This window comes from Vibrio nigripulchritudo, assembly GCF_027924785.1.
Taxonomy (GTDB): Bacteria; Pseudomonadota; Gammaproteobacteria; order Enterobacterales; family Vibrionaceae; genus Vibrio; species Vibrio nigripulchritudo.
This window is the reverse complement of the sequence record NZ_AP027049.1, coordinates 3,913,412-3,937,035: the sequence shown is the minus strand read 5'-3', so window position 1 is coordinate 3,937,035 and position 23,624 is coordinate 3,913,412. Positions and strand designations below refer to the sequence as shown.

Here is a 23,624-nt window from a genome sequence, read left to right as displayed (position 1 = left end):
ATTTACAGTTGAGCACGAACTTGTTTTATCTGCTCACTGCCCTCTTGTCACAACAATCCGTCAAGCATTTTCTTCCTAGGGTTATGCCCTCAAAAATAATGATGCAAGGAAAAATGCTATGTCGAATCGCAAGCAAGCGAGACTGGAAGCCAAACAGTTTATTGATAATCTGTCGACCCAACCCTATCCAAACTCTCATAAAGTCTACGTAGAAGGTTCACGCAGTGATATTCAGGTCCCAATGCGTGAAATCAGCCTGGCTGATAGCCTGGTTGGTGGTACGAAGAAAGACCCTATATTCGAGCCGAATGACCCAATTCGCGTTTATGACACCTCCGGTGTTTACACTGATCCAAATTACGACATCGACTTGTACAGCGGTTTGCCAAAACTGCGAGAGAAGTGGATTGAAGAGCGTGCCGATACAGAAATCCTCGCAGATGTAAGCTCGGTCTACACTAAAGAGCGCCTTGAAGACGATACGCTTGACGAGCTTCGTTACGGAAACCTTCCAAAAATTCGCCGTGCAAAAGAGGGACAGTGTGTTACACAGCTACACTATGCGCGCCAAGGCATCATCACTCCGGAGATGGAATACATCGCCATTCGTGAAAACATGCAGCGTCGTAAGTTTGCGGATGAGCAACTGAATATCGAGCATCCAGGTGAAAGCTTTGGAGCGAACTTACCGAAAGAAATCACCCCAGAGTTTGTTCGTAAAGAAGTGGCAGAAGGTCGTGCCATCATTCCTTCCAACATTAACCACCCTGAATCAGAACCAATGATCATTGGTCGAAACTTCCTGGTTAAAGTAAATGCCAACATTGGTAACTCTGCGGTCACCTCTTCAATTGAAGAAGAAGTAGAAAAGCTGGTTTGGGCAACTCGCTGGGGTGGCGATACGGTTATGGACCTTTCAACCGGTCGAAACATTCACGAAACACGTGAATGGATCATGCGTAACAGCCCGGTTCCGATTGGTACGGTTCCAATGTATCAGGCGCTTGAGAAAGTGAACGGTATCGCAGAAAACCTCAACTGGGAAGTGATGAGAGACACCCTTATCGAGCAGGCGGAGCAGGGGGTTGATTACTTCACCATTCACGCTGGATTGTTGCTTCGTTATGTTCCGATGACGGCTAAGCGAGTCACAGGTATTGTTTCTCGTGGCGGCTCAATCATCGCTAAGTGGTGTTTGGCTCATCACCAGGAAAGTTTCCTGTACACGCATTTCCGTGAAATCTGTGAAATTTGTGCGAAGTACGACGTAGCGCTTTCACTGGGTGATGGTCTTCGTCCTGGCTCCATTGCCGATGCAAACGATGAAGCTCAGTTTTCTGAGCTAAGAACTTTGGGTGAGCTGACTAAGGTTGCTTGGGAATACGATGTGCAGGTGATCATTGAAGGTCCGGGTCATATCCCAATGCACATGATCAAAGAGAACATGGACGAGCAGCTTAAGCACTGTCATGAAGCGCCATTCTATACACTTGGGCCACTGACAACTGACATTGCACCTGGCTACGACCACATCACTTCAGGGATCGGTGCCGCCATGATCGGTTGGTACGGCTGTGCCATGTTGTGTTATGTGACGCCTAAAGAACATTTAGGTCTGCCAAACAAGGAAGACGTTAAAACCGGTCTTATCACTTATAAACTCGCCGCTCATGCCGCTGATTTGGCTAAAGGTCACCCTGGTGCGCAGATTCGTGATAACGCACTCTCTAAGGCTCGCTTTGAATTCCGCTGGGAAGACCAGTTCAACTTGGCTCTAGACCCGGATACAGCGCGTACTTACCACGATGAAACTCTTCCTCAAGAGTCTGGAAAAGTTGCGCACTTCTGTTCTATGTGTGGACCTAAGTTCTGTTCTATGAAGATTTCTCAGGAAGTCCGTGAATACGCAAAAGACACAAAACAGGTTGCGCTCGATCAGGCAATTGAGATCAAAATGCTAGATGACCCACTTGAGGGCATGCGCCAGAAGTCTGAGGAATTTAAGGCATCAGGGTCGGAACTTTACCATCCCGCTAAGCAAAGCGTTTTGGAGGAATAATGCCACAGCTACTTCTTCCGCAAGATAAAGTACATCTTACGGGTTTGGTGCAGTCGTGCTTATTGCTAGCGAAAGAGCAGGGATTTGATATTTCCGATATCGAGTTGGGCATTAGCCCAACTCCACTTGTTCAGTGCCATGTTGATGACAGGACGACAACACTGTTTCTTGGTGAAGGAGAAAGCGACGCCGATTTTGTTTGTCGCTTTGCTTCTGGTCAGGCTTCGCCTCTGGCAATTTCTGATCTGTCTAAGCAGGCTAATTTGCTACTACTGGATGTCTACCATGATTTTCAGTTGGTCGACTTATGGGCTCATGAAGGTACAAACCGAGCGATTGCTTTTGAAGGTTCGCCACTCAATGAGCAAGAACAAGAGTCATATGTCGCTTGGCTACTGACGGCTTTGGTCATTGATTTTCCTATTGAGGACGCATTAGTTATTGCTCGAGCGGCAGTCCGTGACGATGTTTCACGTGAAACATGGCCTTTGAATCTCGAAGCTTTTCCTGTTCCGGTGCTATCTGATAGCCTTTTGAATATTGATGTAGGTTGGAACGTCGAGAGTGATATTCAGTTCCCGTCTACAGATTCCGAAAGACTAAAACTATACCCAGTAGTCGATACGGTAGAGTGGGTTGCTAGATTGCTTGAGCTGGGTGTAAAAACCGTCCAGCTGAGAATCAAGGATTCACAAGACCCAGACCTTGAGTCAAAGGTGAAAGAGGCAATAGAGCTGGGGCAGCAGTATGATGCTCAGGTTTATATCAATGATTACTGGCAGCTAGCCATCAAGCATGGTGCTTACGGCGTGCATCTTGGTCAGGAAGATTTGGAAGTAGCAGAGCTTGATGACATTGCTGATGCAGGGCTACGTATTGGGTTGTCTACTCATGGCTATTACGAAATCTTGCGAATCAAGCAGGTCAATCCGAGCTACATTGCACTCGGGCATATCTTCCCAACGACGACTAAGGTCATGCCTTCAAGACCCCAAGGGCTGGTTCGACTCGAACTATACCAAAAGCTTGTAGGGACTTTTCCAACAGTAGCAATAGGTGGAATTGATCTGGAACGTGCTCCATCCGTATGGAAGTGTGGCGTTTCGAGTTTAGCTGTAGTTAGAGCGATTACGCTGAGCGACGATCCAAAAGAAGTGATCGGACAGTTTCACACCTTGATGAGTAGCAGGCAAAAGAGTGGCTCCGATTTCTGATTCAGAATTTCTCCGTTATCAAAGACAGATCGCTCTTCCAGAGATTGGTGATACTGGGCAGAGTAAGCTGAAAAAAGCGCGATTGCTGGTCATTGGATGTGGCGGGCTTGGCTGTTCTGCAATACAGCATTTAGCCTGCTCCGGTGTTGGCAACCTTGTTGTCGCTGATGGAGACACGGTAGAAATTAGCAATCTTCCAAGACAGATTCTGTACACGGAAAACGAAGTAGGTCTACCAAAAGTAGAAGCGACGAAGAAAGCCATCGCACGTCTCAACGCATCAACTAAAGTCAGAACCATAAACAAGCGGCTCGAGGGAAGCCAACTCGAACTGGAATGTATGATGGCCGACTTAGTTCTGGATTGCAGCGACAACTTTGAAACCAGGCAAGCAGTTAATCTTGCTTGCATGAAATCAAAAACACCGCTTATCTCCGGAGCCGCAATAGGTTGGGATGGTCAGCTTTCTACGTTTTTGTATCAGGATTCACAACCTTGTTACCACTGTCTATATCCTATCAATGAATCGCAACCCAACATGCGCTGCTCCGATGCCGGTGTTGTTGGACCGGTTGTGGGAATCATTGGTACTCATCAAGCGCTTACTGCCATAAGAATTATTACAACAGGAAAAGCCGCGGAAAGCAGACTCACTTTGTTTGATGGACTTTCAATGCAATTTCATCAGCTCAAGGTCGCCAAAGACCCGGCTTGCCCTGTTTGCAATACAAACTCAGATACTCAGGAAGAACAATGAGTACTTTTACAATTACATTTAATGGTGAGTCGGAAGAAGCTGAATCAAGCACAACACTGACCAGTTTGCTGGAAAGCAAAAACATCGAACTTAAAGGAATTGCTGCGGCAATCAACCAAGAAGTTCAACCAAAAACAACGTGGGATCAAACCTTCCTAAATGCAGGTGATGACGTCGTCGTTTTTAAAGCAATAGCAGGAGGTTAATGATGTTAACTATCGCAAACAAGGCCTTCGACTCTCGGTTGTTTACGGGAACGGGGAAGTTTTCAAACAGTCGTGTCATGAGTGAAGCAATCATTGCATCGGGTTCTCAGCTTGCAACAATGGCACTTAAGCGCGTCGACTTGGACGCAAAAGACGATGACATTCTTTCGCCGTTGATTGAGCAAAACATCGGATTGTTACCTAATACCTCCGGTGCCAAAAATGCCAAGGAAGCCATCTTCGCAGCTCAGCTTGCTCGCGAGGCATTAGAGACAAATTGGTTGAAACTCGAGATACACCCTGATCCGAAATACCTGATGCCTGACCCGATTGAAACGTTAAAAGCAGCTGAAAAATTGGTTGAGCAAGGTTTTATTGTTCTGCCGTATTGCCACGCCGATCCTGTTTTGTGCAAGCATCTTGAAGAAGTAGGTTGTGCCGCCGTCATGCCGCTTGGTGCTCCAATCGGTTCCAATAAGGGTATTGCTTCACGAGACTTTCTGGAAATCATCATTGATCAGGCTAATGTTCCAGTGGTTGTCGACGCGGGGATTGGTGCTCCTTCTCATGCCGCAGAAGCCATGGAGCTAGGTGCCGATGCCGTGCTAGTTAATACCGCAATCGCAGCAGCGGCGGATCCGGTGCAAATGGCAAAAGCGTTTAAGTTGGCTGTAGAAAGTGGTCGTTTAGCCTATGAATCCGGTCTGGCGGGGCAGGTGAATCACGCGGTAGCCTCAAGCCCTCTGACATCGTTTCTGGGGTAGAACATGAACTTTTCAGATCAGTTTGAACAGATGAATTGGGATGAAATCCGCATGTCCATCTACAGTAAAACGGCTGAAGATGTAAAGCGTGCGATAGCCAAACCCAAGCGAGATCTAGAAGATTTTAAGGCGCTGATTTCTCCTGCGGCGGAGCCGTATTTAGAGTTAATGGCGCAGCAATCTTACGCCCTGACGCGGAAACGCTTTGGTAATACGATTGGCTTTTATATCCCCCTTTATCTATCCAACCTTTGCGCGAACTCTTGTACCTATTGCGGCTTTACGATGGAAAACCGCATCAAGAGAAGAACCCTTGACGTTGAAGATATTCATTTGGAAATTGACGCGATCAAGAAAATGAATTTTGACTCTGTTCTTCTGGTGACTGGTGAACATGAAACAAAAGTGGGAATGAAGTATTTCCGCGAAGTGGTACCAGAGATTAAAAAGCGGTTTAGCTATCTTGCCATGGAAGTGCAGCCCCTTGACCAGGAATGCTACGCAGAGCTAAAAACGTTAGGCTTAGATGCGGTGATGGTCTATCAGGAAACTTATCATCCTTCTACCTATGGTCAGCACCACCTGAGAGGAAACAAAACAGATTTCAATTACCGACTCAACACGCCAGATCGACTTGCATCTGCTGGTATAGACAAGATTGGGCTGGGTGCGCTAATCGGTTTGGAAGAGTGGCGCACAGACTGCTTTTATGTTGCGGCTCACTTAAGTTACATGGAAAGGACTTATTGGAAAACGCGTTACTCCATTTCTTTCCCTAGGCTTCGACCTTGCGAAGGCGCTCTTCAGCCCAAATCGGTTATGTCTGACAAACAGTTAGTGCAACTGATTTGTGCTTATCGAATGCTTAACCCTGAAGTTGAACTGTCGCTTTCCACACGTGAATCTGAGTCATTTAGAGATAATGTTTTACCCTTGGGCGTGACCAGTCTGTCAGCCGCCTCTAAAACTCAACCGGGTGGGTATGCGAACGACGACGTAGAACTAGAGCAATTCGCGATCAGTGATGAGCGTTCTGCTGCGCAGGTAGCCCAAGCTGTGAAAAATCGCGGGTTTGAACCTGTTTGGAAGGATTGGCATCATGCTTATTCGGGATAGAGTTGCTGGTTTAGACCAGTGAGTGTTTCACGTGAAACACACTATGAAGAAACAAAAATGCCGCTTTTTAAAGCGGCATTTTTATCTTTAGTGAAACCAGATTAATTAGGGTAGGACAGTGGTGACGTTGCGTCTTTCAACCACTCTAAAGCATTACCGGAAACTAGCGGGCTAATTTCATCCCAAACTTTTTGGTGGTAATCATTCAGCCATTGAAGCTCAGGACGAGTCAGCAGATTAACGTCGATGTTTCGCTTATCGATAGGACAACGGGTTAAAGATTCAAACCCTAGCATGTTGGAGTCGCCTTGTGTTTCTACATCGACAACCAGCTCTAAGTTCTCAATACGAATACCAAACTCGTCAGCGCGGTAGTAACCCGGCTCATTAGAAAGCACCATGCCTTTTAGCAAGGCAACAGTGTTAACTGCAGGAGCAATTCTTTGCGGACCTTCATGAACACTTAAGAAATGTCCAACACCGTGACCAGTGCCGTGGTCAAAGTTATAACCATTGGACCATAAGAATTGGCGAGCCAGAATATCCAGTTGATGACCGGTCGTACCGTGAGGGAATACAGCATTAGCAAGTGCAATGTGACCTTTCAGAACTAAAGTAAACTGCTGAATCATTTCATCTGTTGGTTTTCCAATGGCAACGGTACGAGTGATGTCTGTTGTGCCATCCGAATACTGACCGCCTGAATCGACAAGGTAAAGCGAGTTAGGCTCAAGCTTGCCAGGTTCTGGCTGATTTAGATGATTGTAGTGACACATCGCGCCATTACCTGCTGATGCGGAAATAGTATCAAAGCTTAAATCCGCAAGAGTAGTGTCGACTTTTCTGAACTCGTGAAGCTTATCAGCCAGCACTGCTTCATCGTGGAAATGTTCGGCTTCTACTTCACCGTCCAACCAGGACAAGAAGTTCACCATAGCTGCGCCGTCGCGCAGGTGGCAGGCACGCATACCTTGAATTTCAGCGTCATTCTTTGCCGCTTTAGGTAGCAAGCATGGGTCATCACCGTTGATGACTTCTGCGCCTGAATTTTGAAGAGTGAGAGTAAACCAAGCATTACTTGTTGCTGGGTCAACCAATACATTTTTGCCTGAAAGAGCCTGTAGTCGCGCTTCAAGCTCTTGTGGAGAATAGACGGTAACACCACTGCCAACGTGCTCAGAAAATGCTTCAGGCAGTCGAGCTGGATCGATGAAGAACTCTACTTCTTCATTAGAGTGAATAATGGCATGCGAAAGAAGAACAGGAAGGCAAGATACGTCTAACCCGCGAATGTTCAGTAGCCAGCAGATGGAATCCAGCTGAGTCAGCAACGCTGCGTCTGTTTTGCTCTCTTTGACAAGTTCTGCGATTTCAGCGCGTTTAATTTGACTGCTTTGTCCAACAAGGTCGATGCCCATCAAGCGAGCGTCTGTTACCGTTGGCTCCGGGCGATCATCCCAAAGCGCATCAACAGGGTTATGACTAACCAATACCAGTTCAAGCTGATCTTCGAGCTTATCCTGCGCTTTTTGCAGCCATGTGTGAGAATGCATTTTAGGATCAACAGCGAGTTTCGCTCCGCTTGGCAGGTTTTCAATTGCCCAGTCTAAAGCAGGCTCTTGAATCAGGTGGCGGTATTCGAATACTTCTGCAGGCGCTTGCTTGGTGACCTGAACGGTATAACGACCATCAACAAAAATTGCAGCTTTGTCGGCAGTAATAACTGCAGCACCTGCGGAGCCTGTAAACCCTGTAGCCCAAAGTAAACGCTCGTGATGAGCAGGCACGTATTCCCCTAAAAACTCATCTTCATGAGGAATGATCAGTGCGTCAACGTTGCTTTCTACGAACCACTTACGCAGGGCTTCTACTCTTTCTTTAATCATGACATCCATCCGTAGGAATCCTTTTACCTGTTCTTATATTCGTTTTAACGACGAAATTGCGTACAAACTATCGCTTTTTGATCCGACAAGCAATGTATTCTGCGGTAAGAAGTGCTACCAAAATTGAGGAGTTTCAGACGTCTCACAATATAGTCTTTCCTAATCACTCTTTGAGCCTGAATCCTTGCTGTTCAAATGAAGCGTGTTGGATTTAATAATCTGATGAAACCAACTTAATGCCGCGTCTTCACTTCTGTCTTTATGCCAGAATAGGGTGTAAGCCATAGGAGGTAACTCTGTTGGTAAAGGAAGTACCACCAGATCTAGATAGCTTGAAATGTACTGCGCGAAATGCATTGGGGCTGTAAAGACAAAATCGGTGTAAGTACACAAACTGGCTGCGCTGTTAAAGTCGGGGACGTACAATGCAATATCTCGTTCTAACCCAATATCTGCCAGTTTGTAATCCAGCAGCCAGCGATCGTTGCCGTCACAACGCACCTGTACATGCCTTTCAGCCAGATACGCATCCAAATCCCAGTGTCTGCTTAAAACGGGGTGATACTTTCGCACCAGACATACCTGCTGATCCCGATAAATTTCCTGAGTGTCGATGTCTGATGGCGGAAGGAGCGTTAACGCTGCATCGTTAATATCGATATCCTTGCCTGTAATACCAAAATCAATATCACCGGACTGTAGTAACTTGAACGTATCGTCTTTCCATGGATGAGTCGTGATTTTTATACCGGGTGACTGCTGAAACATACTGGGAAGAAAGTGAGGCAAGATAAGTGGGTACACACTTTCCACTAAGGCTATATGAAATCGACGTTTTGATGTCTTAGGGTCGAAAGTTTCAGGTTGCGTTATGGATTCCAGATGGTAGATCAACGCTTCGAGTTTGGGCTTTAGGAACAAAGCTCTTGGCGTGGGATTCAATCCATGGGCACTGCGATAAAAGAGTGGATCATCAAATTGGGTTCGCAGCTTCGCTAAAGACTTACTGACTGCAGATTGAGTCAGGCACAGCCGAGACGCAGTACGCGTGACGTTTCTTTCTTCGAGCAATACGTTAAGGCAAACCAGTAAGTTAAGGTCGATTCGACCCAACTGTTCAATGTTCATAAGAAATTCCCCACCGGAATATCTGAGATGAAAATAGACCATTTCTATTCATATTGCTTCAATAATAAACTGCCACCTCAGAAAACAAAAGTGACGGTTATTATGTCGACGATAAATCCAGAAAAAGTGTCCAGGCTCCAGTTCACCATGCTCATTATGCTGGTGCTATTCAGCCCGTTGGCTATAGATATCTACCTTCCAGCGTTGCCAACCATGGCACAGGCATTTCAGGTGGATAATGGGCTGGCTAAAGACACCATTACCTGGTTCCTGTTTGCTATGGGAGTCGGGCAGTTGTTTGCTGGACCTATCGCCGACAGATACGGACGTCGAGCTGTTGCATTAGGAGGCATCGCAATCTATGGCTTGAGCGCTTATTTGGCGTGGGTCGCTCAATCTATTGAATGGATGCTGATGGCTCGGCTGCTACAAGGCTTAGGTGCGTGTGCGACATCGGTAGCGGCTTTTGCAACAGTTCGCGATATGTTTGGACCCAAGAAAAGCGGACGTATGATCAGCTACCTTAATGGTGCTATCTGCTTTATTCCTGCCTTGGCTCCTATTCTTGGAAGCTGGCTGACGCAGCAGTTTGGGTGGCGAAGTAACTTTAGTTTTATGGCGGGTTTTGCAGTAATTGTGGGGCTTTGCTTATTGGTTAACTTCAAGGAAACCAATCCAGCCCGTTCTGAAGAGCCGTTGTTCAGACCTTCTCGTTACCTCAGCGTACTTAAACATCAAAGCTTCATTTTCCATTCGTCGCTGTGCATGTTTGCTATGGCAGTGATATTGGCGTATGTCACGTCTGCACCGGTGGTATTAATGGAAAACATGGGTATTTCCATGAATGCATTTACTTTCTGGTTTGGTATTAACGCCGTCTTCAATATTGTCTTTTGTATGGCGGCACCAAAGCTGATGGATAAATGGGGCACACACGGTACATTGGTTTTTGGCGTATCCATGCTTCTAATCGGTGGCCTTGTGATGTTGGTCATGAAGTCATGGCAGACTCCAATTGGGTTTATGCTGCCTATCTTTATGTCTTCTATTGGCTTTGCTTGTCTGATGGGGGCAGGAGCTGGTAAAGCGTTGGCACCATTTGGTGACAAAGCGGGTACTGCCGCAGCGTTACTTGGATTGATGCAGATGAGTGGCTCTGGCTTAATGGTCGGTATCATGCAGCGCTTACCACTTGAATCTGAGGTATTAATTGCTTTGCATATGTGGCTTTTAGCACCGGCACTGCTAATATTATTTAGCCGCAAAGGAAAAAACTGGCATACAGAAGCAGTGAATTAATTTCTATACAAATAAATGACGAATAATTGAAATTGATTGTTTTCCCAGCAGCAAAAGGGGTGTATATTTAGCTCCTCTTATATAATTATTCCGTTCTACCTATTTGGAAGATACATAATCAATGTCGATGACAACTTATGAGATGGCTCGTATTCTTGAGCAGTTAGAAGAGTCTCCAGAAAAAGTAATGTTTGGGAAGCTGCTAAATGAACTTGGTAACCAAAGCGAAGAACGTATTCGCAGTGCGGCTAAACAAGTACCCCTTCACATGCTAAGAGATATTGTTTATCAATTTCAGCAAGTCATAGAATCGCGTAAAAGCGAAAGCGTTCAGCAGCTCGCCGCTGAATTAGCTCAACAGGGAATATCCGCAGAAGAATTAAAAGAATTTCTTGCTAAGAAATAAATGAATTGTTCGAATTAAAAGCCAGCCAAAGTGCTGGCTTTTAATTTATTTAGTCACAGGAAAAGATAATTAAGAGATGAATATTAATTTCATTTCTTAATTTATTGGTGGCAAATTCAGGTAATCGAAACTTTTAGAAAAAAAGGCAGCCGTAGTCTGCTGCCGACGCCAATCACCGTTTTGAGGGGGAGTGATTGGCTAAATCCCTTTCTAACTAATTAAGTAAGGATATTTGCTCATATTGCTTTTGCACCGAGCCTTGGTGCATGACTGATAAACATCTGAGCAATTCGAATACATTACTAATATTGATATTAATAGAATCTTTAATCAGGTTTATAAAACATACAAACAAAAAAATGCCCCAAAAACTGGGGCAAATTGGTAGGTAGCTTACAGGTTGCTACTTTACTAAAGGGAGATTCAGTCGGTAAATTTCTTCTTCAGGATATAGTCTGCCGAGATCACACCAGCACCCCAAACCACATTTAACAGAATCATCAAGCCCCATAGCTGGTGGTCGTAGAAGCCTTTTTCCCAAAGCAGGGGATACGAAACCACGGCAATGATGTTAAACACGAACAAAGCTGCTGCCATAGGGCGGGTAAACAACCCTAATGCGAGAAAGACAGGTAGAATCAACTCTGCGGCAGTACCTGTATACGCAGCCAACTCCCAGGGAAGCAAAGGAACCACATACTCAAACTCGAACAGATAAAGGGTACTGTCCCAAGATGCGATTTTGGTTAGCCCTGAATTGAAAAATACCCAGGCAACCCAAAGTCGGCAGAATAAAAGCAGCAAAGGGATAAACCCTGCCTGAAGCTTTTCTACGATGCCGTCGTAGGTGTCGATGATATTTCTGACTGCTGAACTCATAACTCTTCCTCTAATTGTTGTTCTTTTAAGCTAAACCCATCGATATAACCTGAAGCCATCAATGTGTTCAGATATCCTAATAATTCCGGTTCAATTTCTGCTAGTGCTAACCCCATCGAACAGGCGTTAATCAGAGCCCATACTTCTTGGGCTACTGGGTCCAGATGGAGCTGACGGTTTATGTCTAACCAGACAACTCCCTGCTCTGGTACGTTAAGTTCTAAGCCTTCAAACTCTTCCTTTTCCAAGGCTTCCCATAACGAAAAAATGGCAAAGGCACTCTGAATGTTTTGTACCTGAGGCGCGAGATGAAACACCAATGCGGGTTGTTGTGTTTCTGTTACCTCTGCCAAAGCTTCCATTGGGAAATAATCGGTCTCTTGAGTGGAAGACAACCTGTATTCACTGGTGTCTATTTTCCATTCCAGATCTGCCATATCGGATAGATAAGGGACGGCAGCTATTACCTGATCAAACTGGCGGATAGTATCGCCAAACCCCTCACCGTAACCGGATACATCACCTTCTGTGAGTGGCTGCGTTAGAACGTGCTGTCGAGCCATCTGGTGGAAACACTCTTCTCCAACCAATGCCAACACTTTTGGATAGGTCACCTCCAGCACTTCGCAAAGACTCATGACGAAGTTATTGCGGTAGATCTGCATGCGCTCATCGGCGGTAAAAACATCCGAGACCACTTCGCACGACTCCCCTGTGGCTTTGTAGTGCAGCGCTTGGGCGAACTGAGACTGCAATTTAGCGAGAGGCAGTGACATGGTTGTCTCCTTGCACCTGAAGCAGGTAATGGCTGGCTTTGCTTGCTTCCTGTAGCAAAACTTGTGGCTCAGGAATTTCCAGATCCCATTCAATCAGGGTATGTCTGTCACCGTGTTGAGCAATCCAGCTGGAAAACAATGACCACACTTCATCGCTTACTGGGCGGCTATGGGTATCGATCCAGATTTCACCTTTGTCGAGCTGTTTAATGGTGAAGCCTGCCAAATGAATCTCATCCACCGTGTCTGCATCTATCCCCGCCAGATACTCATCAGTACTGAAACCATGATTGAATGCACTGACGTGGATGTTATTGAAATCAAGCAACAGGCGACAATCCGTTCTTTTCTGAACTTCCGCAAGAAACACCCACTCATCAATTGTTGAGTGAGAAAACTTCACATAGCTGCTTGGGTTTTCAATCAGCATGGGTCTTTTCAAATGATCCTGAACCTGTATTACGTTTTGGCAGAAAACATCCAGCGCTTCTTCGGTATAGGGCAGTGGCAATAAATCATTGTAGTAATGCCCGCCGTTTTCACTCCAGCTCAGGTGATCCGAAATCAGAATAGGGTTGATGTCGTCGATTAATCGCTTAAGACGAACGAGATGCTCGTGATTGACACCACCCACAGACCCCAGCGACAATCCGATACCGTGGCAACTGATGTCGTAATTCTCGGCGATCTGATTAAGCTGCTTGCGCTGCAAAGAGTTGGGTAGAAAGTAGTTTTCGCTATGGATTTCCAACCAGCTTAGCCCTGTGGCTTCGGTGGTAAAAAAATCCAGATGAGGTGTTCTTAAACCAACGCCGACTTTGCTGTGCATGTGTGTCTCCCTGAATGGATGTTTCCAAGCCTCTTTCACAAAGCCACTCATAAATAAGGGCGACAAGCGCAGCCTATCGCCCTGGAATGGCTAAGAGGAAAAGGCTTAAGAAGAAGTGTTGCTTCCGCCCGCCAGACGGTCACACAAACCTTTTGGTACTACGATGAATGCGTCTTTCTGGAAATCTTCTTTAGACGTGCCTGCACAAGAACTTGTCTTAGTTGCACAGTCGTTTTTCCCTGCTTTCGCCACGCCATAGCATTTCTCTTTTTCTGCTGCGACCGCAGAAGTAGCAGTTAGCGTAGTACCAGCAATTGCAAGAAGGCCCGTAACCGCAGCAGTGACAGCAAGATTAGACTTTTTCATATTTAAATCCTCGAACTTGATCCTTAGTTTCTTTAATAAAGACAACCCGTTTCGCGATGGACAAGCGTTTATCAGGTTGCTTATTGAATAAGATTAGAAATGAACGCCAAATCTTTCACAAAAAAGCCGATTTTTTTTCACATTTTTTTCTTAACGTCTGTAACTGGTTGATTTATAGCTGGTTAAAAAGTGGCTTTAAATTGTTAAATCGCCCTTATTCTTGCGAGGAATTCGGTTATAATGTCCAGTTATGTATAAATACACAGTAGAAAACGATGGACGCTTCCTTATTACTTGATGGCTTGAATGACAAACAGCGTGAAGCCGTAGCGGCGCCGCTTGAGAACATGTTGGTGCTGGCTGGAGCGGGCAGTGGTAAAACCCGGGTACTGGTACACCGCATCGCGTGGCTTATGGCTGTCGAGCAAGCATCGCCGTTTTCTATTATGTCGGTTACCTTTACCAATAAAGCCGCGGCGGAAATGCGCGGTCGTATTGAAGAGCTGATGATGGGCAGTGCATCAGGGATGTGGAACGGTACTTTCCATGGTATCTGCCACCGCATTCTTCGAGCACATTATCTGGACGCCAGATTGCCGGAAGACTTTCAGATCCTTGATTCTGAAGACCAGCAGCGTTTGTTGCGTCGTCTGATCAAAGCGCTCAATCTGGACGAAAAGCAATGGCCTGCAAGGCAAGCGGCTTGGTGGATTAATGGAAAGAAAGATGAAGGCTTGCGTCCGAGCCATATCGACTGCTATCAGGATCCGGTAACCAAGACCTATCTGCAAATTTATACCGCTTATCAAGAAGCCTGTGATCGTGCCGGGTTGGTGGACTTTGCTGAAATTCTTCTGCGAGCACACGAGCTGCTACGTGAAAAACAGCATATCCGTGAACACTATCAGGCACGCTTCAAACACATTCTGGTTGATGAGTTTCAGGACACCAACAACATTCAGTATGCATGGCTGAGAATGATGGCGGGTCCCGATGCGCGCGTAATGATTGTCGGCGACGACGATCAGTCGATCTACGGCTGGCGCGGAGCAAAAGTTGAGAACATTCAACGCTTTTTGAGTGAGTTCCTTGAAGCCAAAACCATTCGCCTGGAGCAAAACTACCGTTCGACCAAAACCATCCTGTCGGCCGCAAACGAACTGATCGCCAATAATACCGAGCGTATGGGTAAAGAGCTGTGGACCGAAGGGAACGAAGGTGAACCCATCTCGGTTTATTCGGCTTACAACGAGCTGGACGAAGCCCGTTTTACCGTCAGTAAGATCAAAGAGTGGCATGAGAAAGGCGGAGCACTGAATGACTCTGCCATGTTGTACCGAAACAATGCCCAGTCTCGTGTGCTCGAAGAAGCATTGATTCAGGCGGGGCTGCCATATCGAATCTACGGCGGCATGCGATTCTTCGAGCGTCAGGAAATCAAAGATGCGCTCTGTTACCTAAGGTTAATGTCCAATCGCAATGATGACGCGGCATTTGAACGAATCGTGAATACACCGACCCGTGGAATGGGCGACAAAACGTTAGAAACCATTCGCTTTGCGGCGCGTGATCGCGGCGCAACACTATGGCAAGCATCTCAAGCCCTGTTAGAAGAGAAAGTTCTGGCGGGTCGTGCCGCTGGTGCGCTGAGTAGGTTTATTGAACTCATCAATGCGTTGGAAGACGACACCTTTGAAATGCCACTACACCACCAAACCGACCATGTGATTAAAAACTCTGGTCTGTTTGCGATGTACGAACAGGAGAAAGGCGAAAAGTCCAAGGCGCGAATTGAAAACCTGGAAGAGCTGGTTACCGCGACCCGACAATTTGAAAAGCCAGAAGAAGCGGAAGAACTTTCCGAACTGACGGCATTTCTGACTCATGCAGCCTTAGAAGCAGGGGAAGGTCAGGCAGACGAATTCGACGATGCCGTTCAGCTGATGACGCTGCACAGTGCAAAAGGCCTCGAGTTTCCACTGGTCTTTATGGTGGGAGTTGAAGAAGGGATGTTCCCAAGCATGATGTCGGCGGAAGAAGCGGGCAGGCTCGAAGAAGAGCGTCGTCTTTGCTACGTAGGTATGACGCGTGCTATGGAGAAACTCTACATCACTTATGCAGAGATGCGTCGCCTCTATGGTCAGGACAAATACCACAAGCCATCTCGTTTTATCCGTGAATTGCCAGAAGGATGTCTGGATGAAGTGCGGATGAAAGCTCAGGTAAGTCGCCCTGCAAGTTCTGGACGTTTTAGCCAGCAAGTGGTGAAAGAAAACTTCAATGAAACAGGCTTTTCTTTGGGGGCACGAGTAATGCATCCTAAGTTTGGAGAAGGCACCATCATCAATTTTGAGGGCAGTGGTCCACAAAGCCGGGTTCAGGTTGCATTCAATGGCGAAGGGATCAAATGGCTGGTCACGTCATTTGCAAAGTTAGAAAAGCTCTAACTGACAAAAGCTAGTTTCTTAAGCCCGCAAAAGCGGGCTTTTTAGTATCTACAGAACGGTTGGAGTAGATAAAGAAAAACCCCGAGGGCAAAGCCCATCGGGGTTATAATCTTACTCGCAGCAATCCGGCTACTAATGTTGCTCCATGCATCAAATCCTTGATAGCAGCGCTGTGTCCTTCAGCACAATCCTTTTCATCGCCGTCCTAGCGGTGTCCAATGATCTTATCCTGATCTGCTAACAATCCTCGTTAGCGCACTCACTTGTTCCTTGAGCGGTGTCCCTTTCATCGTCCTGATGCCAGTTCCATTCCTCATCCTAGAGGTGTCCATTGCCTTCCTTGCCGTTATCATCCTAATAACGATTGAGTCCGTTCAATGTCCTTTTTTGCTCCGTGCTGGTCACTCGTCCTGAATAACCGAATCTTCATCCTGAAGATAACCAAATCCTTGGCTGTTTCCTGTTCCGTGTCAGCATCCTTCCGACAGGGTTCATATTAAGAGAATGCGGATTTTACTCAATAGACCGAGCCAATATTTCTTTGTTTAAATGATGAGCAATTGTATATAAATTTATATTTTTCAATAAGTTAGTGTTTGTGGTGTGCTTTATTGATAGAAAGGAAACCGCGTTAACTTACGCCCTTGTGAGAGATCTCTTACAAGGGCATAGGTACAACGGCTGAAATGTGCTACTTGCCGATTGCGGCACCTTCACGACGAGGGTCAGCTGCGCCTTCCAATCCGTCTTTGGTAATGCGAATTGCGTGCAAACCCGAGTTCAAATCCCTGACATTGACTTTGTAGCCCATGCTCTCAAGAGCAGGTTTGAATGACTCCGCGCTGGTGCCTTTCTCTACATCCAACGTTCCGAAGCGGTTAACCAAATGAGGCTGGTTTATCGCCTGCTGAATATCCATACCCCACTGAGTATGAGCGATGATGGATTGCGCGACATAACCAATGATGCGGCTGCCACCTGGTGAGCCTATTGCCATGTAGGGTTTGCCATTTTCCATAATAATGGTTGGCGACATCGAAGAACGAGGACGTTTACCCGGCTCCAGACGGTTGGCAATCGGGAATCCGTCCTTGTGAGTTCGGAAAGAGAAGTCCGTCAGCTCATTGTTCAGCAGGAAGCCTCTAACCATTAAGCGAGAGCCAAAGGCATTTTCAATGGTGGTTGTGATAGAAACGACGTTGCCTTCTTTATCGACGACGTTGAAATGGCTAGTGGATGGAAGCTCAATCGATTCATCGTTTGCCAGACGCATTGCATGGTTCCAGGGTGGCGAACCTGCACTGACGTTTTCCAACACCTTATCTGGTGTAATGAGTTTTGCGCGTTCAGCAAGATAACCAGAATCCAGTAAACCCTGAGTTGGCATAGGTACGTAGTCGCTGTCTGCCATGTATCGCCCGCGATCCGCAAATGCCAGTCGGGACGCTTCGGAAATGATTTGCCAGCTGGTTGGGTTGTCTGCCCCAAGCTTTTTCAGATCAAATTTTTCGGTGAGCGACAAGATCTGCCCAACGGTTAAAGCGCCAGAGCTTGGGGGACCCATTCCGCAAACGTCATAAGACTGGTAGGCGGCACATACTGGTGCGCGCTCTTTGGTGCGATAGTTTGAGAAGTCCTGCAGATCCAGTACTCCTGGATTACCTGGAGCATTTTGAACCGTTTCGACAATGTCTTTTGCTATGTCACCTGAATAAAAGGCATCAGCCCCTTTTTCTGCCACTTGAGTGAGTGTATTGGCATATTCGGGGTTTTTCAGAAGGGTGCCTTCTGCTTTCGGTGAACCATCGGCATTGAAAAAATACGACTTGGTTGTGGCGAAACGGCTCAAACGTTCTTTGTCTTTTTCGATTAATCCCGCCAATCTAGGGCTGATTACAAAGCCTTTGTTGGCAAGGTCTATCGCAGGTTGTACTACCTGTTTCCACGGTAACTTACCGTATTGCTGATGAGTATCCCAAAGCAGCTTTACGGTTCCTGGTGTCCCAACGGACCGACCACCGACGACGGCATCATAAAACTTCATCGGTTTGCCTTCAGAATCCTGAAATAGGGTAGGTGTGGCTGCCAGAGGTGCCGTTTCACGACCATCAACCGTGGTTAAGCGGTTTTTCTTGGCATCCCAATACACCAGAAATGCGCCACCGCCAATACCAGAGGACTGCGGCTCAACTAAACCCAGCATGAGCTGAACGGTAACCATGGCATCAATGGCATTCCCACCTGCGGCGAGAATGTCTGCCCCAGCTTGAGTCGCCAGCGGGTTCGCTGCCGTTACCATCCAGTCTTTTGCATGGGTGAGTGTTTTGGTTTCTATTCCTGTGCTTGCTTCTGGTGCTACCCCATCAGCAGCCTGATTTGCATAGCCAAATGAACTGACAAGCAGAAGTGAGCACGAGGTCATTTGTGTGAGTGTTGTTTTCCATGACATAAGCTTCTCCTTTTGTGGAGATTCCAGCCTGTCAGGACAACGGAACGCGGTCTACATTATTTCGGTTGTTTTGTAAGCAATGTACCAGATTTGTTACGTCAGAAAGCCTTACGCAACCTGATACAAAATACTGATACCTATCCCAGTAAAAACCAAGCCACATAGAGCGTCAATGTACAGTGCCGCCTGTTTCAATTTTGCCTGAAAGCGCTGTGCCGACAACACCCAAGCCAGTAAGGAGAACCAAAAGAAAGAGAGCCCCCAAAGGATCAGTAAAGCGAAGCCTTTCCCCGTGAGAGACATGGAAGCGGGCACTAGCGAAGACATCAGGCTAACAAAAAACACCAATGCTTTTGGGTTAAGAATATTGGTAATAAAACCCCGGACAAAAGCTTGCTTGCGGTTAGCAAGAATCAGGCTGGTTTCTGTGTCATCTGAAGGCTGATGGCTTTTGAAGCTGAAAATGACATACCGCAGTGCGCCTATTCCCAGATACAACAGGTAGCTCCCGCCAGCGAGTTGCAACAACCGGAAAACGTTAGGGTGCTGATGAACCAGATAACTTACGCCAGTTAAACTGAAAACAGAATGCAGAAGTATACCCACCGATAGCCCCAAAGCGATGTAGATACCCGTTTGGCGGCCGTGGCGACTGGCGTTCTGGACAACCAGAGCAAAATCAGGGCCTGGGCTCAACAGTGCGATGAAATGAACAGTGGCAAGTGTTAGTAATAGAGTCAGTTCGTTCATGATCTTAGAGAGATTAAAGAAGACATACGGGCATTGTGTCGAACCCCAACGAGTACGTCTTGTAAATTAGTGACAGTTGATTTGCCCGGGCGTTGCCCCGTAGGTGGTTTTAAACGCTTTAACGAAATGGGCTTGGTCATAGAAACCCACCCGCAGCGCGACGTTTACGCTGTTGACGCCATGAAGGAGCAGGCTGAGTGCATGTTCCATTCTTAGACGAGTCAGCCACGCATAAGGCGTGATGCCCATTCGAGCTTTAAAATGGCGTTGAAACTGAGAGGGTGTTAACTGGCACATATCTGCCAATGCATTGAGGCGTATGGGCTGATCAAGGTTCTCCATCAGGTATTCTCTTAACACCTGGATGGTGGTTTTCCCAAGCGGCTGGGCGATGTTCGGTTTGATCGTACCATATTGATCAAGCATGTGTTCGAAGCTCTCAAAAGGCAGGCAGTCTTGAGCCAACTGACTGATCTGAGTGTGCATAAGCTGTGAATGCAGATAGGAAAGCTGGTGGAAAAGTGTCGGATCATCAATGATCAACTGAGTAAAGTGTGCTGTTGTCTGTTTGTTGCTCAGATCCAGTTGATCAGTAAACCATTCAGGTCTGATCGAGAATACCTTTACCTGATAGCCGGATTTCAGTTCGGAGTGTCCGTCATGTAACTCATCCGGCGGCATCACTATGATTTGCCCCTGACCGACCTTATGACTACTTCCTGAATGATGGAATTTCTGCACACCGCGCTGAATCAGCCCGATATGAAAATCGAGGTGATAGTGGCGTGAAAACGCAAACTTTTGGTAGTCGGCATCAATTAACTGGATGCCAGATTGCTCTGAAAGGTGGTACTTAACGCTGTCCATGCTTACTTATGTTAGATACAAAAAAATTGGCTATGACGACTAAATCATAACCAACTTCTCTGTGTCTTGTAAAAAATTGACAATCAGCGTGATTTCTTACTGTTTCTGATGCCGTCGACACTGAACACCAGCAAGGCTCCCCAGATAAACCCAAAGGTGACCGCTTTATCGAGGGTAAATGCTTCGCCATACACCAGAACTGCCAGTAAGAACATCAGGCTAGGACCAATGTACTGGAAGAACCCCAGGGTAGAAAGCTTGATGCGGGTAGCTGCGCCTGTAAAACAGAGCAGAGGCAGCGTGGTTACGATCCCGGCAGCAAAAAGCAGAAGGTTAAGACTCAGGCTGTTGGTGCTCATGTCGGAAGTCGCACTGTTTGCGATAAATAACACGTAGATTGCAGCAGCAGGCAACATGACGAGTGTTTCGATAAACAGCCCCGTTTGCGCATCCATGTTGATTTTCTTGCGCAGCAGCCCATAAAACCCAAAGCTGAAAGCGAGGGCTATTGCGACAATAGGAACAGAGCCAAATACCACCAACTGAACCAGCACACCAATGGCGGCAAGAAAAACAGCGAGCCATTGCAATTTTCTTAGCCTTTCTCCAAGGAACATCATTCCCAATAGCACGTTGAGTAACGGATTGATGTAATAACCGAGACTGGCATCCAGCATGTGATCCGCATTGACTGCCCAGATGAATATCAACCAGTTAATGCCCACCAATAACCCGGTGACAGCCAGAAGCCCAAATGTTTTAGGACGCTTGAATACAGAGACTACTGAGTGCCAATGCCTGCCGGCTTGCAGGAGAATTGCCAGAAATACAAAAGACCATATTACCCGGTGGCTGAGTATCTCTAATGCAGGGACTTGTTCTAAGGCTTTAAAGTAGATGGGGGCTATGCCCCACATGGTGTACGCGGACACCGCAAAAATTACACCTTGGCGCGATCTTTGTTGTTCGTCTGTCATTGTTATCTATCGCTTGAGGTAACAGAAAGTTACATTTGTGAAGGAGCCGCCAGTATATCTTCTCGCCCGTTAATTTGCAGTTTAATTAACAGGGAAAGCACTCTACAATATCCGGCTTTGCATCTTGCTATATTGTCCTTCAGAGAATCGAATGTCCGACTCCGCTACAGTTCAGCCTGCCGAGCCCAAAATTGATGATGCCGTCAAGGTATTGAATGAGGTCTTTGGCTACCAGTCTTTCCGAGTCGGTCAGGAAGAGGTGATTCAGTCTTCATTAGAAGGCAAAGACAGCTTAGTCATCATGCCTACGGGTGGTGGTAAGTCGCTTTGTTATCAGATTCCTGCTCTGGTCAAAGAAGGCGTGACCCTTGTGGTTTCCCCTCTGATTTCTCTGATGAAAGATCAGGTCGACCAGCTAAAAGCCAATGGCGTTGCCGCTGAGTGCATCAATTCCACCATGGAACGCGATGAACTGATCAAAGTCTACAATCGCATGAATGCCGGTCAGTTGAAGTTGGTCTATGTTTCGCCAGAGCGCGTTTTGACTCGCGACTTCATGGAAAGGCTTGAACACCTCAGGTTATCGATGATCGCAGTGGATGAGGCACATTGTATTTCCCAATGGGGTCATGACTTTCGCCGTGAATACGCCGCGTTAGGCGAACTGAAACAGCGCTTTCCTTATGCGCCCATCATGGCACTTACGGCGACTGCCGATGAAGCGACGCGAAAAGACATCGTCTCCCGCCTTCACCTTGAAGAGCCTCTAGAATACTTAGGCAGTTTTGACCGCCCGAATATCCGCTATAACCTGGTGGAAAAACACAAACCGGTTTCTCAGGTCATTCGCTTTCTTGCGACTCAGCAAGGGCAGTGTGGCGTTATCTACTGCGGCAGCCGCAAGAAAGTAGAAATGCTGACGGAAAAGCTATGCAACAATCATATTCGTGCCGCAGGTTACCATGCAGGTATGGATGCGGATGAGCGCGCCTACGTACAAGATGCATTCCAGAAAGACGACATTCAGGTCGTTGTGGCAACCGTGGCATTCGGGATGGGCATCAATAAACCCAACGTTCGCTTCGTGCTGCACTTCGATATTCCGCGAAACATCGAATCCTATTATCAGGAAACTGGCAGAGCAGGGCGCGATGGCTTACCTGCTGAAGCCATGATGCTTTACGACCCAGCTGACATTAGCTGGCTGCGCCGAATGTTGGATGAAAAAGATGACGGACCGCAAAAGCAGGTCGAAGCCCATAAGCTCAATGCCATGAGTGCATTTGCCGAAGCGCAGACCTGTCGTCGCCAGGTATTGCTGAACTACTTCGGTGAGTACAGCGAGAAGCCTTGCGGTAACTGTGATATCTGCCTTGACCCACCCAAACACTTCGATGGAATGGAAGCGGCGCAAAAAGCGTTGTCTTGCGTTTACCGGGTTAACCAAAGCTTCGGCATGGGCTACGTGGTGGAAGTCCTTCGCGGAATGCAGAACATCCGAGTGCGAGAAAATGGTCACGACAAGCTGTCGACCTATGGTATTGGTCGCGAGCACAGCCACGATTACTGGGTGAGTATCATTCGCCAGCTCATTCATAAAGGGCTACTAACCCAAAATATCACGCGAAATTCAACCTTGCAGCTCACCGAGGAAGCGCGTCCGGTATTGCGTGGTGAACAGCCGCTGGAACTGGCGGTTCCGAGGTTAGATACGGCGGCTAAAAGCGCCAAGTCCGACAAGCTTATCAACAAACACTACGACAAAAAGCTGTTTGCCAAGTTACGTAAACTTCGCAAATCCATTGCGGATGAAGACGGCTTACCTCCGTATGTGGTGTTCAGTGATGCCACACTTATTGATATGGCGGACATCTTGCCCACCTCTTACGGCGAGATGCTGGCAGTAAATGGGGTCGGACAGCGCAAGCTGGAGAAATACGCCGATCCATTTCTCGATCTAATTCAGGAGCACATTACCCACAATGGCTGATTACGGACTGATGGAATACCAAAGGGAAGAAGGGCGCATCATTTTGACTACGCCTCGGTTTGATTATGACAGCTTTCCAGAATTGGGTGACAAGCTGGTGAAGACCTTATCTGCCACCGTGGTTGAAAAGCAATGGGACGCAGACATTCACTCATGGCTGATAGACTTTGAAGGCTGCCAATTGTTCCTGAAATCGGAACATTACAGCGAATCGGTTTGGTTAGAAGTGCTGAATAAAGATGAAAACCGAGAAGAGCTGGACTACCTTGCCGGGCTCTTTGAAACAGGCTTCGACGCCATCTGACCTCCCATTCATTCTATTCTTTCCAACCTGTTGTTTCACATGAAACATCTATATAGGCGGATTCTGCCAATTTTCTATCAGGCTAAACGATTGCCTAAAAAACGACCTGTTGCGCCATCATTAGAATGGCGTATAATCCACGACCCTGAACACTG

The 23,624-nt window shown here is 46.9% G+C and carries 21 protein-coding genes; 11 read left to right on the top strand and 10 right to left on the bottom strand.

The window, feature by feature from the left end; translation table 11 throughout:
- Positions 1–118 precede the first annotated feature (118 nt).
- Genes thiC through thiH form a run of 6 tightly spaced genes read left to right on the top strand, consistent with a single transcriptional unit; the run spans position 119 to position 6,116 of the window.
- The gene (gene thiC / locus QMG91_RS17960; protein WP_004407669.1) at positions 119–2,059 is read left to right on the top strand and encodes a phosphomethylpyrimidine synthase ThiC; all 1,941 of its coding nucleotides are present in this window, start codon (positions 119–121) and stop codon (positions 2,057–2,059) included.
- The gene (locus QMG91_RS17955; RefSeq protein WP_281830480.1) at positions 2,056–3,273 is read left to right on the top strand and encodes a thiamine phosphate synthase; all 1,218 of its coding nucleotides are present in this window, start codon (positions 2,056–2,058) and stop codon (positions 3,271–3,273) included. The genes thiC and QMG91_RS17955 overlap by 4 nt, the downstream gene beginning before the upstream one ends.
- A complete protein-coding gene (locus tag QMG91_RS17950; RefSeq protein ID WP_281828037.1) occupies positions 3,257–4,030 on the top strand; it encodes a HesA/MoeB/ThiF family protein in 774 nt (257 codons plus the stop codon). The genes QMG91_RS17955 and QMG91_RS17950 overlap by 17 nt, the downstream gene beginning before the upstream one ends.
- Positions 4,027–4,236 carry a sulfur carrier protein ThiS gene (gene thiS / locus QMG91_RS17945; RefSeq protein WP_281828036.1) on the top strand — a complete coding sequence of 70 codons (210 nt, stop codon included), beginning with the start codon at positions 4,027–4,029 and terminating at the stop codon, positions 4,234–4,236. Before QMG91_RS17950 ends, thiS begins: the two co-directional genes overlap by 4 nt.
- A 2-nt stretch (positions 4,237–4,238) precedes the next feature.
- Positions 4,239–5,000, top strand: a complete 762-nt coding sequence (locus tag QMG91_RS17940; RefSeq protein WP_281830479.1) for a thiazole synthase — start codon at positions 4,239–4,241, stop codon at positions 4,998–5,000.
- Positions 5,001–5,003: 3 nt separating this feature from the next.
- Positions 5,004–6,116 carry a 2-iminoacetate synthase ThiH gene (gene thiH, locus QMG91_RS17935; protein ID WP_004407689.1) on the top strand — a complete coding sequence of 371 codons (1,113 nt, stop codon included), beginning with the start codon at positions 5,004–5,006 and terminating at the stop codon, positions 6,114–6,116.
- 101 nt (positions 6,117–6,217) lie between these two features.
- On the opposite strand, the gene QMG91_RS17930 is transcribed toward thiH, so the two are convergent.
- Entirely contained in the window at positions 6,218–8,011 is a 1,794-nt protein-coding gene (locus QMG91_RS17930; protein WP_281828034.1) for an aminopeptidase P family protein, read from the bottom strand.
- Positions 8,012–8,161: 150 nt separating this feature from the next.
- Positions 8,162–9,130, bottom strand: coding sequence for a LysR family transcriptional regulator (locus QMG91_RS17925; RefSeq protein WP_022552131.1), 969 nt, complete (start codon positions 9,128–9,130; stop codon positions 8,162–8,164).
- A gap of 102 nt (positions 9,131–9,232) precedes the next feature.
- On the opposite strand from QMG91_RS17925, the gene QMG91_RS17920 reads away from it, so the two are divergent.
- On the top strand, positions 9,233–10,429 hold the full coding sequence (locus QMG91_RS17920; RefSeq protein ID WP_038196473.1) for a multidrug effflux MFS transporter: 1,197 nt from the start codon (positions 9,233–9,235) through the stop codon (positions 10,427–10,429).
- Positions 10,430–10,550: 121 nt separating this feature from the next.
- A complete protein-coding gene (tsrA, locus tag QMG91_RS17915) occupies positions 10,551–10,835 on the top strand; it encodes an H-NS-like global regulator TsrA (protein WP_004407702.1) in 285 nt (94 codons plus the stop codon).
- A 423-nt stretch (positions 10,836–11,258) separates the two neighbouring features.
- Here the strand turns inward: tsrA and QMG91_RS17910 are convergent, their stop codons facing one another.
- The 4 genes from QMG91_RS17910 to QMG91_RS17895 form a co-directional block, all read right to left on the bottom strand.
- A complete protein-coding gene (locus QMG91_RS17910; RefSeq protein ID WP_004407704.1) occupies positions 11,259–11,714 on the bottom strand; it encodes a DoxX family protein in 456 nt (151 codons plus the stop codon).
- Positions 11,711–12,490, bottom strand: coding sequence for an HvfC/BufC N-terminal domain-containing protein (locus tag QMG91_RS17905; protein WP_022611787.1), 780 nt, complete (start codon positions 12,488–12,490; stop codon positions 11,711–11,713). The genes QMG91_RS17910 and QMG91_RS17905 overlap by 4 nt, the downstream gene beginning before the upstream one ends.
- On the bottom strand, positions 12,471–13,319 hold the full coding sequence (bufB, locus tag QMG91_RS17900) for an MNIO family bufferin maturase (protein WP_281828027.1): 849 nt from the start codon (positions 13,317–13,319) through the stop codon (positions 12,471–12,473). Before bufB ends, QMG91_RS17905 begins: the two co-directional genes overlap by 20 nt.
- A gap of 105 nt (positions 13,320–13,424) precedes the next feature.
- On the bottom strand, positions 13,425–13,685 hold the full coding sequence (locus QMG91_RS17895; protein ID WP_004407718.1) for a BufA1 family periplasmic bufferin-type metallophore: 261 nt from the start codon (positions 13,683–13,685) through the stop codon (positions 13,425–13,427).
- Positions 13,686–13,960: 275 nt separating this feature from the next.
- Between QMG91_RS17895 and uvrD the strand changes: the two genes are divergently transcribed.
- On the top strand, positions 13,961–16,132 hold the full coding sequence (uvrD, locus tag QMG91_RS17890; protein WP_281828024.1) for a DNA helicase II: 2,172 nt from the start codon (positions 13,961–13,963) through the stop codon (positions 16,130–16,132).
- A gap of 691 nt (positions 16,133–16,823) precedes the next feature.
- Here the strand turns inward: uvrD and ggt are convergent.
- From ggt to rarD, 4 genes are all read right to left on the bottom strand, one after another.
- The gene (ggt, locus tag QMG91_RS17885; protein WP_281828022.1) at positions 16,824–18,581 is read right to left on the bottom strand and encodes a gamma-glutamyltransferase; all 1,758 of its coding nucleotides are present in this window, start codon (positions 18,579–18,581) and stop codon (positions 16,824–16,826) included.
- Between the two features lie 108 nt (positions 18,582–18,689).
- Positions 18,690–19,331 (bottom strand): LysE family translocator, encoded by a 642-nt coding sequence (locus QMG91_RS17880; RefSeq protein ID WP_004407725.1) that lies wholly within the window; start codon positions 19,329–19,331, stop codon positions 18,690–18,692.
- Between the two features lie 66 nt (positions 19,332–19,397).
- The gene (locus QMG91_RS17875; RefSeq protein WP_022599038.1) at positions 19,398–20,198 is read right to left on the bottom strand and encodes a helix-turn-helix transcriptional regulator; all 801 of its coding nucleotides are present in this window, start codon (positions 20,196–20,198) and stop codon (positions 19,398–19,400) included.
- Positions 20,199–20,281: 83 nt separating this feature from the next.
- Complete coding sequence (rarD, locus tag QMG91_RS17870) at positions 20,282–21,175, bottom strand: EamA family transporter RarD (protein WP_281828019.1); 894 nt, start codon at positions 21,173–21,175, stop codon at positions 20,282–20,284.
- A gap of 151 nt (positions 21,176–21,326) precedes the next feature.
- Here rarD and recQ point away from each other — a divergent pair, with 151 nt between their 5' ends.
- Positions 21,327–23,165 carry an ATP-dependent DNA helicase RecQ gene (gene recQ / locus QMG91_RS17865; RefSeq protein WP_022552124.1) on the top strand — a complete coding sequence of 613 codons (1,839 nt, stop codon included), beginning with the start codon at positions 21,327–21,329 and terminating at the stop codon, positions 23,163–23,165.
- Complete coding sequence (locus QMG91_RS17860) at positions 23,158–23,469, top strand: DUF3630 family protein (protein WP_022599039.1); 312 nt, start codon at positions 23,158–23,160, stop codon at positions 23,467–23,469. Before recQ ends, QMG91_RS17860 begins: the two co-directional genes overlap by 8 nt.
- Positions 23,470–23,624: the final 155 nt, after the last annotated feature.

Coding starts and splice junctions, on each gene's coding strand:
- QMG91_RS17875 (WP_022599038.1), bottom strand. CDS start 20,198: ATGGACAGCGTTAAGTACCACCTTTCAGAGCAATCTGGCATCCAGTTA.
- ggt (WP_281828022.1), bottom strand. CDS start 18,581: ATGTCATGGAAAACAACACTCACACAAATGACCTCGTGCTCACTTCTG.
- recQ (WP_022552124.1), top strand. CDS start 21,327: ATGTCCGACTCCGCTACAGTTCAGCCTGCCGAGCCCAAAATTGATGAT.
- thiS (WP_281828036.1), top strand. CDS start 4,027: ATGAGTACTTTTACAATTACATTTAATGGTGAGTCGGAAGAAGCTGAA.
- tsrA (WP_004407702.1), top strand. CDS start 10,551: ATGTCGATGACAACTTATGAGATGGCTCGTATTCTTGAGCAGTTAGAA.
- QMG91_RS17925 (WP_022552131.1), bottom strand. CDS start 9,130: ATGAACATTGAACAGTTGGGTCGAATCGACCTTAACTTACTGGTTTGC.
- QMG91_RS17880 (WP_004407725.1), bottom strand. CDS start 19,331: ATGAACGAACTGACTCTATTACTAACACTTGCCACTGTTCATTTCATC.
- thiC (WP_004407669.1), top strand. CDS start 119: ATGTCGAATCGCAAGCAAGCGAGACTGGAAGCCAAACAGTTTATTGAT.
- QMG91_RS17920 (WP_038196473.1), top strand. CDS start 9,233: ATGTCGACGATAAATCCAGAAAAAGTGTCCAGGCTCCAGTTCACCATG.
- thiH (WP_004407689.1), top strand. CDS start 5,004: ATGAACTTTTCAGATCAGTTTGAACAGATGAATTGGGATGAAATCCGC.
- rarD (WP_281828019.1), bottom strand. CDS start 21,175: ATGACAGACGAACAACAAAGATCGCGCCAAGGTGTAATTTTTGCGGTG.
- QMG91_RS17910 (WP_004407704.1), bottom strand. CDS start 11,714: ATGAGTTCAGCAGTCAGAAATATCATCGACACCTACGACGGCATCGTA.
- uvrD (WP_281828024.1), top strand. CDS start 13,961: ATGGACGCTTCCTTATTACTTGATGGCTTGAATGACAAACAGCGTGAA.
- bufB (WP_281828027.1), bottom strand. CDS start 13,319: ATGCACAGCAAAGTCGGCGTTGGTTTAAGAACACCTCATCTGGATTTT.
- QMG91_RS17905 (WP_022611787.1), bottom strand. CDS start 12,490: ATGTCACTGCCTCTCGCTAAATTGCAGTCTCAGTTCGCCCAAGCGCTG.
- QMG91_RS17895 (WP_004407718.1), bottom strand. CDS start 13,685: ATGAAAAAGTCTAATCTTGCTGTCACTGCTGCGGTTACGGGCCTTCTT.
- QMG91_RS17930 (WP_281828034.1), bottom strand. CDS start 8,011: ATGGATGTCATGATTAAAGAAAGAGTAGAAGCCCTGCGTAAGTGGTTC.
- QMG91_RS17860 (WP_022599039.1), top strand. CDS start 23,158: ATGGCTGATTACGGACTGATGGAATACCAAAGGGAAGAAGGGCGCATC.
- QMG91_RS17940 (WP_281830479.1), top strand. CDS start 4,239: ATGTTAACTATCGCAAACAAGGCCTTCGACTCTCGGTTGTTTACGGGA.